Raw genomic sequence first — 10,730 nt, 5'->3', positions numbered from 1 at the left:
TTGGCACACTATTGAGTTCTCAAACAACAGACACACCCGGCACCACCCAAACCAACGTTCAGGATCGCTCCGGAGCAACTTTTCAAACTTACCCGCTGGCTTCACTCTTGTCAAACCGGCGTCCGCGACGTTCTTCAGCCGAAGGCCTTGTTGTCGGTTTTTCCGTCTGACTCCGTGGAGCAGCGCGGAAATAAACTCTACCACCACTTCCTCGGAAGCGCCAACCCGGCCTTTGGGGATGCTCTTCCAAGATGCCCATAGGCCCGGAAAAGCCCGGAATCACGCGGATTCCGGGCCCTTCGGAAAACCCGCCCGCCGGCCCGTCTGCCGGCCAGCCGAACGGCCGGTGCTCAGCTGTCCCCGCGGCCCGGCTTGAAGTACGCCGCACCCAGGGGCGGGAGGGTGACGCTCAGCGTTGCCGGCTGGCCATCCTGGCCGACCTCTTTCGCCTGGAGATCCCCCGCGTTCAGGACGCCCGACCCCCCGTACGTGGTGGCGTCGGTATTGAGCACCTCGGTCCAGGCGCCCGCGGACGGCACGCCGAGCGTGTAGCCCACGTGCGGTGCGCCGGAAAAGTTGATGGCACACACCACCGGGTTGCCCTCGGTGTCCCAGCGGATGAAGGACAGGACGTTCCGGTCGGCATCCCCGCCGTTTATCCACTGGAAACCGCTGGGCTCGTTGTCCCGTGCATACAGCGCGGGCGTGGAACGGTAGAGCTCGTTGAGGTCCTTGGTCAGCAGCTGGATGCCCTTGTGCGCCGGGATGTCCGCAAGCCACCAGTCCAGCCCGTGCTGTTCGGACCATTCGGCTTCCTGGCCGAACTCGGTGCCCATGAAGATCAGCTGCTTGCCCGGGTGCGCCCACTGGTATGCCAGGAATGCCCGCAGGTTGGCGAGCTGCTGCCACCGGTCGCCCGGCATCTTGCGCAGCATGGAGCCCTTGCCGTGGACTACCTCGTCGTGGCTGATGGGCAGCAGGAAGTTCTCAGTGAAGGCATAAACCAGGGAGAAAGTCACCGTGCCGTGGTGCCACTTGCGGTTGACCGGGTCTTCGGAGGCGTACTTGAGCGAATCGTGCATCCAGCCCATGTTCCACTTCAGGCCGAATCCCAGGCCGCCGTGGCTGGTGGGGGCTGTGACGCCGGGGAACGCCGTGGATTCCTCCGCGATCATGACCGCGCCGGGGTGGGTCTTGTAGACCGTGGCGTTGACTTCCTGCAGGAACGAGATGGCTTCGAGGTTCTCCCGACCGCCGAAGCGGTTGGGTTGCCACTGGCCGTCCTGGCGCGAATAGTCCAGGTAGAGCATGGAGGCCACGGCGTCCACCCGGAGGCCGTCGATGTGGAACTCATCCAGCCAGTACAGGGCGTTGGCCACCAGGAAGTTCCGCACTTCCGTGCGGCCGAAGTCGAAGATCAGCGTGCCCCAGTCCGGGTGCTCGCCCAGGTTCGGATCCGCGTGCTCGTAGAGGGGCTCGCCGTCGAACCGGGCCAGGGCCCATTCGTCCTTGGGGAAGTGCGCCGGCACCCAGTCCAGGAGTACGCCAATCCCGTTCTGGTGCAGAGTGTCCACGAGGTAACGGAACTCGTCCGGATGGCCGAACCGGGACGTGGGTGCGAAGTAGGAGGTGACCTGGTAGCCCCAGGAACCGCCGAAGGGGTGTTCGGCCACGGGCATGAATTCGACGTGCGTGAACCCGAGCCACTTGACGTATTCCACCAGTTCCTTGGCCAGTTCCCGGTACCCCAGGCCCAGGCGCCAGGACCCCAGGTGCACCTCGTAGACGCTCATGGCGGAGTTGTGCGGGTCGCGCTGGGCGCGGGCTTCCATCCACTCGTCGTCCTTGAAGGCATAGGAGGGTTCCACCACCCTGGACGCCGTCAGCGGGGGTACCTCGGTACCGAAGGCCAGGGGGTCCGCTTTCTCGACCCAGTGCCCGGCCTTGGTCCGGATCTCGAACTTGTAGCACGCCCCTGCTAAAACACCCGGAATGAAGATCTCCCACACCCCGGAGGAGCCCAGCGAGCGCAGGGAATTCTCGCGGCCGTCCCAGGCGTTGAAGTCGCCTTTCACGCGGACTGCCTGCGCGTTGGGTGCCCAGACGGCGAAGGACACACCGTCCACGTCGCCCAGGGAAGACTTGTAGTGCTGCACGTGCGCGCCAAGCACCTGCCACAGTTTTTCGTGCCGGCCTTCGCCGATCAGGTGCAGGTCAACCTCGCCCACCGTGGGCAGGTAGCGGTACGGGTCGTCCACCGTGACCGGAGCGGCTTCGGGATAGGTGACAGCCAGCCGGTAGTCCGGGACGTGACCCTGCTGCAGCGGTTCGAGCACAGCCACCCAGACGCCGTGCTCCTCGTGCTCCATTGGGAATTCACCGGCCTCGGTGATGACGGTAACGGCCTCGGCCAGGTGCTTGACCGTCCGGATGGTGACATGGCCGTAGTCATCGAGGTGGGCGCCCAGGACAGAGTGCGGGGCGTGATGCTCACCGTTGGCGATCTTTCCCAGCGTGCCGGAGTCCACGTGGAGGGGCATCCGTGGGCGTTCAGTTCGTGCGGAACCTGTCATTTCGTTACCTTCCGATGCTGCCCCGGCTTGGGCGCCGGAGCCGTTACCGCTGAGGAGCCGTCTGGAGGCGTTCACGGGGATCGCCAGCCAGTCGGGCCTGTTACGCATTTCATAAACTACTTCGTACAGTGCCTTGTCCAGCCACAATGCCATAAAGAGCGGCGACTGCCGGTCCACCGGGGCGGGGGTGACATCCGAGTACCCGGCGAGGAACGCGTCGGCACAGTCATCCACCCAGGAATCGGGAACCTGGGCGCCTTCCTGCTCACGTCCGGCGGCGCCGGCTGCATAGTCGAAGGACCGCAGCATGCCCACCACGTCGCGCAGCGCGACGTCGGGGACGTTCCGCTCTGCGATGGGCCGCATAGGCTCGCCCTCGAAGTCAAGGATGGCCCAGCGCTGGTGGTCCACAGCGGAATTGCCGGCGCGGCCGGCCACTTGGAGGATCTGGCCCAGGTGCAGGTCGCCGTGGATGCGCTGGAGCGGCCCCGGGGAAGCCCCGTCCAGACGTGCCAGCAGCGCTTCCAGCGCGTCGTCGTAAGGCCCGACGGCGGTGCGTGCTTCCGCCCATGCCTGGCGCACGCGCTGGGCTACTGCTGAGGCGACCGCCTTGCCGGTCTCGGCTTCCGAAGACTGCCCAAGGGTCTCCGCGAGCCGCCGGTGGACGGTGGCCGTGGCCGCGCCCAGGGCACGCGCCTCGGTGGTGAAGCCGGTACCGGACCGGGCGGCATCCACTGCCAGCCGCCACGCGTCGCGGCCGCCGGCCAGGAATTCGTGCGCCACCGCCAGCTCTCCCTGCAGGTAGCGCGGGCCGCCGTCGGACCCGCCGGAACGGGAATCGTCGCCGTTCACCGCGCCGGTACCCTGCTGCGCCAGCCACTCGCCGCGGACCCAGCCCAGCGTTGCGGGGACCTCGGAAGTCCCGGCTGCTGTCAGGGCGGCCCCCACTTCGACCTCGGGGTTGGTCCCGGCTGAAAGCACCCGGAAGAACTTCACGATCGCCGCGGATTCGCCGTCGTCCACGATGACCGAACTGTTGGACTGTTCCCCGGACAGCACCTTCACCACTCCCCGGGCGGTAGGCAGGCGGTGCCCGCCGGGGACATGGAAGCCCGTGGCACTGCCGGAGGCGGCCTTCTCCTGCCCGCGGATGAGCTCCAGCCAGGCGCCCACGAAGTCCGGATCGTGGACGGCGTCATAGACCCATGGCCGTGACGGGTCGGTTCCCGCTGCTTCGCCGATCAGGGCACGCTCCATCCCTGCAGCGGGTGCCGGCCGGAAGCTCAAGGGGACCTGCACCACGGCAGTCCGCCGGCCGCCGTCGGGCGTTGGCGTGGTGATGTTCAGGAGGAACACCGCCAGCCCGGCGTGCCCGGCAGGGTCCTCCAGCCCCACGCTTCCTGCCTGGGACATTTCGAAGTGGGGTGATTTGACCGGAAACCACCGCTGCTCGGGCAACCAGCGCTGCAGGAGTGCGGTCAGTGCGGGGGTGAGGATGGGCTGGTTCATAATCAGTCCTCGATCGATAGGATCGGCATCGCCTGGGTGTACGGAGATGATGGATTGGATGCTGCAGACCGGAGCCGCAGCCAGTAGAAATCGTGGCTGCCGAGGGTCAGCGTGAGGGTGCCGTCCCCGTTGATGGCGGGAAACGGCTGGCCGCCGAACACGTCGCGAAGCCCGCGCCCGGCGTAGTCCGGGACCTGCAGCGTGGCCGCCACGGGGTGCTGGGACAAGTTGAACGCGCAGAGCAGGGTCTCGCCGGTCAGGCCGGCGCTGTTGCCGTCAGGCAGTTCACGGAGGTAGGCCAGGACGGCGTCATGGTCCGCCTCCACGTGCCGGAAACTGCCCAGCCCGAACGCAGGGTGGTTCTTGCGGACGCTGAGGATCTGCCTCGTCCACCGGAGCAGCGAACCGGAATGGGCGGCCTCCGCCTCCACGTTCGCCATCCCGTAGTTGTAGACCAGGGACTGGATGGGCGGGAGGTAGAGTTTGCCCGGATCAGCGCTGGAAAACCCGGCATTCCGGTCCGGGTTCCACTGCATCGGGGTGCGCACTGCGTCCCTGTCTTCCAGCCAGATGTTGTCTCCCATGCCGATCTCGTCCCCGTAATACAGGAACGGGCTGCCCGGCAGGGACAGCAGCAGCGCATTGATGAGCTCGATCTCCGCGCGGGAGTTGTCCAGCAGGGGCGCGAGCCTCCGCCGGATGCCAATGTTGGCCCGCATCCGGGGGTCGGGTGCGTACCAGCCCAGCATGGCGGCGCGTTCGTCCGCGGTGACCATCTCGAGGGTGAGTTCGTCGTGGTTGCGCAGGAACGTGCCCCATTGGGCCCCTTCCGGGATGTTCGGCGTGTCCTTCATGGTCTCGATAATGGGTGCGGCCTTCTGGTCCCGCAGCGCGTAGTACAGGCGCGGCATGATGGGAAAGTGAAAGGCCATATGGCATTCCGGTTCCTCCCCGGTCCCGAAGTACTCCACCACTTCATTGGGCGGCTGGTTGGCCTCGGCGATGATCACCCGGCCGGGGTACCGTTCGTCCACCATGGTGCGGAGGCGGCGGAGGAAGTCATGCGTGGCGGGCAGGTTCTCGCAGTTGGTTCCCTCCTCCTCGAACAGGTACGGAATGGCGTCCGCCCGGAACCCGTCGATCCCCTGGTCCAGCCAGAACCGGACCACGTCGAACAGTGCCTCGATCACCTTGGGGTTTTCGAAGTTCAGGTCCGGCTGGTGGCTGAAGAACCGGTGCCAGAAGAATTGCCGCCGGATGGGATCGAAGGTCCAGTTGGATTCCTCCGTGTCCACGAAGATGATCCGGGCGTCCTGGTACTTTTCGTCGGTGTCGCTCCAGACGTAGAAGTCGCCGTAGGGTCCGTTGGGGTCCTTCCGCGACTCCTGGAACCAGGGGTGCTGGTCGGAGGTGTGGTTCAGCGGCAGGTCGATGATCACCCGCACTCCCCGGGCGTGGGCTTCCGCCACGAGGCGCTTGAAGTCGCTGATGGTGCCGAATTCGTCCAGGACCGAGTTGTAGTCGGAGATGTCGTAGCCGCCGTCGCGCAGCGGAGACTGGAAGAACGGGGGAAGCCACAGGCAGTCGACGCCCAGCCACTGCAGGTAGTCGAGCTTGTCGATCAGCCCGGAGAAATCCCCCGATCCATCCCCGTTGGCATCCGCAAAAGCCCGGACCAGCACTTCGTAGAACACGGCTTTCCGGTACCACAGCGGGTCATGCTGCAGTCCCGGGGCGTTTAGCTCAAACGTGCTCTTCGGAGTGAAATGGCCCGGACTTTGCGGCGTGAAATTCACTGATGCGCTCTCCTGACATGCAGGATGTGGGCCGGCTCAACATGCGGGTCCAGCCGCACGTAGTTGTACTCGCCCCATTCCCAGCTTTCGCCGGAGATGAGGTCATCCACCCGGAAGCCGCCGTTCGCCGTGAGGTCGTCCGGGTCCAGTTCCAGCGCGGCCAGGTCCAGCGCCACGGTGCTTTCCCTGGTTCCGTGCGGATCCACGTTTACCACCACGATGATGGTGTCCTTCGATCCGTCCGGAAGGGTCTTGTGCTTGGAGTACACCACCGTGGCGTCATCCGTGCAGTGGTGCACTGTGAGGTTCTGCAGGTCCTGCAGCGCCGGGTGGGAGTGCCGGATGTGGTTCAGCCGCGTGATGTACGGGGCCAGGGTACGCCCTGAAGCGGCCGCGGCGTCCCAGTCCCGCGCCTTGTACTCGAACTTCTCGTTGTCGATGTACTCCTCCGCGCCGGGCCGGGCCACGTGCTCGTACAGCTCGTATCCGGCGTAGACCCCCCACAGCGGGCTGGCGGTGGACGCCAGCGCCGCCCGCACTTTAAAGGCTGCAGGCCCGCCGAACTGCAGGTATTCGGTGAGGATGTCCGGGGTGTTCACGAAGAAGTTGGGCCGGAAGAACGCCGGGGATTCGTGGCTGACCTCGTTGAAGTAGGCCTCGATCTCGGGCTTGGTGTTGCGCCAGGTGAAGTACGTGTAGGACTGCTGGAACCCGGCCCGGCCCAGTGCGTGCATCATGGCGGGGCGGGTGAAGGCCTCGGCCAGGAAAACCACGCCGGGTTCGGTCTTTTCCACCTCGGCGATGAGCCACTCCCAGAACCAGACCGGCTTGGTGTGCGGGTTATCCACCCGGAAGATCCGCACGCCGTGGCTGACCCAGAGCAGGACAACGCGCAGGATCTCCCGCGACAGGCCCTCGGGGTCGTTATCGAAGTTCAGCGGATAGATGTCCTGGTACTTCTTGGGCGGGTTTTCGGCGTAGGCGATGCTGCCGTCCACGCGCGTGGTGAACCACTCGGGGTGCGATTCGACCCAGGGGTGGTCCGGCGCCGCCTGCAGCGCGAGGTCCAGCGCCACTTCAAGGCCGAGTTCGTTGGCGCGGGCCACGAATGCGTCGAAGTCCTCGAACGTGCCCAGGTCCGGGTGGATGGCGTCATGGCCACCCTCCTTGGCGCCGATCGCCCACGGCGAGCCCGGGTCGTGGGGGCCGGCAATCAGCGTGTTGTTCGGGCCCTTGCGGTGCTGCACGCCGATCGGATGGATAGGGGGCATGTAGAGAACGTCGAAGCCCATGTCCGCCACCGCATCGAGCCGGCGTGCGGCCGTGCGGAAGTTTCCGGACGTCCAGGCACCGGTTTCATGGTTCTTCACGGCCCCTTCGGAACGGGGGAAGAACTCGTACCAGGCGCCGCGGCCGGCGCGGTCGCGCTCCACGCGCAGCGGAAACTTTTCGGTCACCGTGACCAGTTCACGGATGGGCTGGCGCGCCACGATGTCCGCCACTCCTTGGCTGAACCCGGCGCCGAGGCGCTCCTCCGTGCTAAGCGACCGGTCCGCCAGTCTTTCGGCGACCCAGCGCAGCGTGGCGCGGTCAGCCTCCGGGCGGGAGCCGTCGTCGGCCGCTTCGGACAGCAGCGCGGCGCCTTCGGCGAGCATCAACTCGACATCGATTTCCGCGGCGATCTTCACCTCCGCATTGTGGTGCCAGGTGCCGTAGCGGTCGTGCCACGCTTCGATGGCGAAAGACCAGTCCCCCACGTCCGACGGCGTGAGGATGCCTTCCCAGCGGTCCGTCCCCATGCCGCGTTCCCCCCGCGGCGGTGCGAGCCTGGTCCGCTGGCGTTCAGCACCGGCCGGATCGAACAGGACGGCGCTCACGCCGAGCTGGTCGTGGCCCTCCCGGAAGGCCGTGGCACCGACCACGATGCCTTCCCCGGGCAGGGCTTTCGCGGGGAACTTTCCGCCCTCCACCACTGGCTGCACGGCGGTGATCGGGAACCGTCCGAACCGCAGGCCGTCGGTGATGGGGGCCCCTGACATTTTCGTTGATGCGGCACTGGCTACTGAGTTAGTCGTCACAAGCTCGACGTTAGCGAGAAACGACCCGGAATGCTAAGGATGCTCACTAATTTAATGGCCGGGCGCGTCATTTCCCCGCGGCTCCTGTCATTTACCCAAAAGAAACCTACTGCTGGTTCCGGGCGCGCACCGAGTCGGTTAGTGTGGCGCAGGTGAAGGCAATCCGCAGGTTTACGGTCCGTACAGTCCTCCCCGAACCCATCCGGCCGCTGGCCCGGCTGGCCAGCAATCTGCGGTGGTCCTGGCACCGCCCCACCCGGGAGCTCTTCGCCGGCCTGAACCCCCGGCTGTGGGAGGAAAGCGGGCAGGATCCCATCGGCTTCCTGGGCATGGTCAGCCGCGAGGAATTCCAGCAGCTCGCCGCGGACCAGTCCGTGGTGGAGCGGGTGCACGCCGCCGAAGCGGACCTCAACCGGTACCTGCAGGAGCCGCGCTGGTACCAGGGCCTTGGCCCGGACGCGCCGGCGGCGATTGCCTATTTCTCGCCCGAGTTCGGCATCACCGAGGTGCTCCCGCAGTACTCCGGCGGCTTGGGAATCCTGGCCGGCGACCACCTCAAGGCAGCCTCGGATCTTGGCGTCCCGCTGATCGGCGTGGGCCTGCTGTACCAGGCCGGCTACTTCAAGCAGTCGCTGTCCCGGGACGCGTGGCAGCAGGAAACCTACCCGGTGCTGGACCCTGACGGACTGCCGCTGACGCTGCTGCGCGAGCCCTCGCCGGACGGCAATGGCAAGCCGTTGCAGGTAACCCTGCCGCTTCCCAACGGCCGGCGCCTGCTGGCGCACATCTGGCGGGCCGACGTCGGACGCGTCCCGCTGCTGCTGCTGGACTCCAACGTTCCGGGCAATGACGACGCCGCCCGCAGCATCACGGACCGGCTCTACGGCGGCGGCGGTGACCACCGCCTGCAGCAGGAACTGCTGCTGGGCATGGGCGGTGTGAAGGCGCTGCGGGCCTTCCAGCAGCTCACGGGCACCCCGGCACCCGAGGTCTTCCACACCAACGAGGGACACGCCGGGTTCCTCGGGATCGAACGCATCCAGGAGCTCATGGCCGGGGACCAGAAGCTCACCTTCGACGAGGCCCTCGCCGCCGGCCGCGCCTCCACCGTGTTCACCACCCACACTCCGGTCCCGGCCGGCATCGACCGCTTCGAGATCAACCAGATCAACCACTTCTTCCAGGCCGGCCTGGCACCGGACGTGCCCGTGGACCGGATCCTGGAACTGGGCAGGGAGAATTACGCGGAGGGAAACCCGTCGGTCTTCAACATGGCCGTCATGGGCCTCCGCCTGGCCCAACGTGCCAATGGGGTGGCCAAGCTGCACGGGGAGGTCTCGCGCGGGATGTTTGCGGCGCTGTGGCCCGGCTTCGACCACTCCGAGGTGCCCATCACCTCGGTAACCAACGGCGTGCACGTACCTACCTGGGTGGACAGCCGCATCGCCAAGCTCGCCCGGGACCAGTTCGGCAGCGAGGCCGAAGCCAACGGCCGCTGGGATCTGGCCTACAACGTCAGCGACGCCGACGTGTGGGCGCTGCGCCGGGAGATGCGGTCCGCCCTGGTGGACGATGTCCGCCGCCGCCTGCGGGCAGCCTGGAAGAAGCGCGGCGCCGCCGACGCAGAGCTGGCGTGGACGGACACCGTGCTGGATCCGGATGTCCTCACCATCGGCTTCGCCCGCCGCGTCCCCACGTACAAGCGGCTCACGCTGATGCTGCGGGAGCCTGACCGCCTGAAGGCACTGCTCCTCCACAAGGAGCACCCCATCCAGCTGGTGATCGCGGGCAAGTCCCATCCGGCGGATGACGCCGGCAAGAAGATGATCCAGGAGTTGGTCCGGTTCACCGACGACCCAGAGGTCCGGCACCGGATCGTGTTCCTTCCCAACTACGACATCGCCATGGCCCGCACGCTGTTCCCCGGCTGCGACGTGTGGCTGAACAACCCGCTGCGCCCGCTGGAGGCCTGCGGCACGTCCGGGATGAAGGCCGCCCTGAACGGCTCACTGAACCTTTCCGTCCTGGACGGCTGGTGGGACGAGATGTACGACGGCGAGAACGGCTGGGCGATTCCCACCGCCAACAATGACGCCTCGCCGGAGGAACGCGACGATATAGAGGCCGCGGCACTGTACGAACTGCTCGAAACGCAGGTTGCGCCCCGGTTCTACGGGAGCACGGTCTCTGCGGGTGCGGGGTCCGCCGGTCCCTCGACCACCAGCAGCGAGAAGGTCCCCACACACTGGGTGTCGATGATCAAGCACACCCTCTCGCACCTGGGCCCCGCCGTGTCGGCCGAGCGCATGCTGCGGGACTACGTGAACGTACTGTACCGGCCCGCGGCGGAGGCCGGCCGGAGCGCCGTGGCCAACTCCTTCTCACAGGCGCGCGCCCTGGCCGCATGGAGCGCCGTGGTGCGGGCGGCATGGCCGCAGGTGCACGTGGAGCACGTGGACTCGGTGGGAGTGTCGGAAGATCCGCAGATCGGCGACGTCCTGCAGGTCAACGCCTACGTGGCACTGCACAGCCTCACTCCGGCGGACGTATCCGTCGAGGTGGCGTACGGCCGGGCCCAGGAGAACGACACCCTGACCGACATCACCGTCATGGAGCTCAAGGCCCAGGAGGACCTGGGCAGCGGTCGCCACCTGTTCAGCGGCTCCCTGGTGATCGACCGCGCGGGCCCGTTCGGCTACACCGTCCGCGTCCTGCCCCGCCACGACGCCCTGGCTTCCAAGGCCGAACTGGGCCTGATCGTGAACGCGTGAAAC

At 66.7% G+C, this 10,730-nt stretch carries 4 protein-coding genes; 1 reads left to right on the top strand and 3 read right to left on the bottom strand.

Features of this window, described 5'->3' with window-relative positions; genetic code table 11:
* Positions 1-350: 350 nt before the first annotated feature.
* Genes ACIQCN_RS10360 through ACIQCN_RS10350 form a run of 3 tightly spaced genes read right to left on the bottom strand, consistent with a single transcriptional unit; the run spans position 351 to position 7,917 of the window.
* Positions 351-4,082, bottom strand: coding sequence for a 1,4-alpha-glucan branching enzyme (locus ACIQCN_RS10360; protein WP_400610767.1), 3,732 nt, complete (start codon positions 4,080-4,082; stop codon positions 351-353).
* Positions 4,083-4,084: 2 nt separating this feature from the next.
* Positions 4,085-5,878 carry a maltose alpha-D-glucosyltransferase gene (treS, locus tag ACIQCN_RS10355; protein WP_400610765.1) on the bottom strand — a complete coding sequence of 598 codons (1,794 nt, stop codon included), beginning with the start codon at positions 5,876-5,878 and terminating at the stop codon, positions 4,085-4,087.
* Positions 5,875-7,917, bottom strand: a complete 2,043-nt coding sequence (locus ACIQCN_RS10350) for an alpha-1,4-glucan--maltose-1-phosphate maltosyltransferase (protein WP_400610774.1) — start codon at positions 7,915-7,917, stop codon at positions 5,875-5,877. The genes treS and ACIQCN_RS10350 overlap by 4 nt, the downstream gene beginning before the upstream one ends.
* A 191-nt stretch (positions 7,918-8,108) precedes the next feature.
* Between ACIQCN_RS10350 and glgP the strand changes: the two genes are divergently transcribed.
* Positions 8,109-10,727: an alpha-glucan family phosphorylase gene (gene glgP, locus ACIQCN_RS10345; protein WP_400606973.1), complete on the top strand. Its 2,619-nt coding sequence runs from the start codon at positions 8,109-8,111 to the stop codon at positions 10,725-10,727.
* The last annotated feature ends 3 nt before the right edge of the window (positions 10,728-10,730 follow it).

Origin of the sequence: Pseudarthrobacter sp. NPDC092424 (genome assembly GCF_044754925.1) — a bacterium.
Lineage (GTDB): Bacteria > Actinomycetota > Actinomycetes > Actinomycetales > Micrococcaceae > Arthrobacter.
The sequence above is the reverse complement of the archived record's forward strand: the minus strand, read 5'-3'. Positions and strand labels throughout refer to the sequence as shown.

Coding starts and splice junctions, on each gene's coding strand:
- ACIQCN_RS10360 (WP_400610767.1), bottom strand. CDS start 4,082: ATGAACCAGCCCATCCTCACCCCCGCACTGACCGCACTCCTGCAGCGC.
- ACIQCN_RS10350 (WP_400610774.1), bottom strand. CDS start 7,917: ATGTCAGGGGCCCCCATCACCGACGGCCTGCGGTTCGGACGGTTCCCG.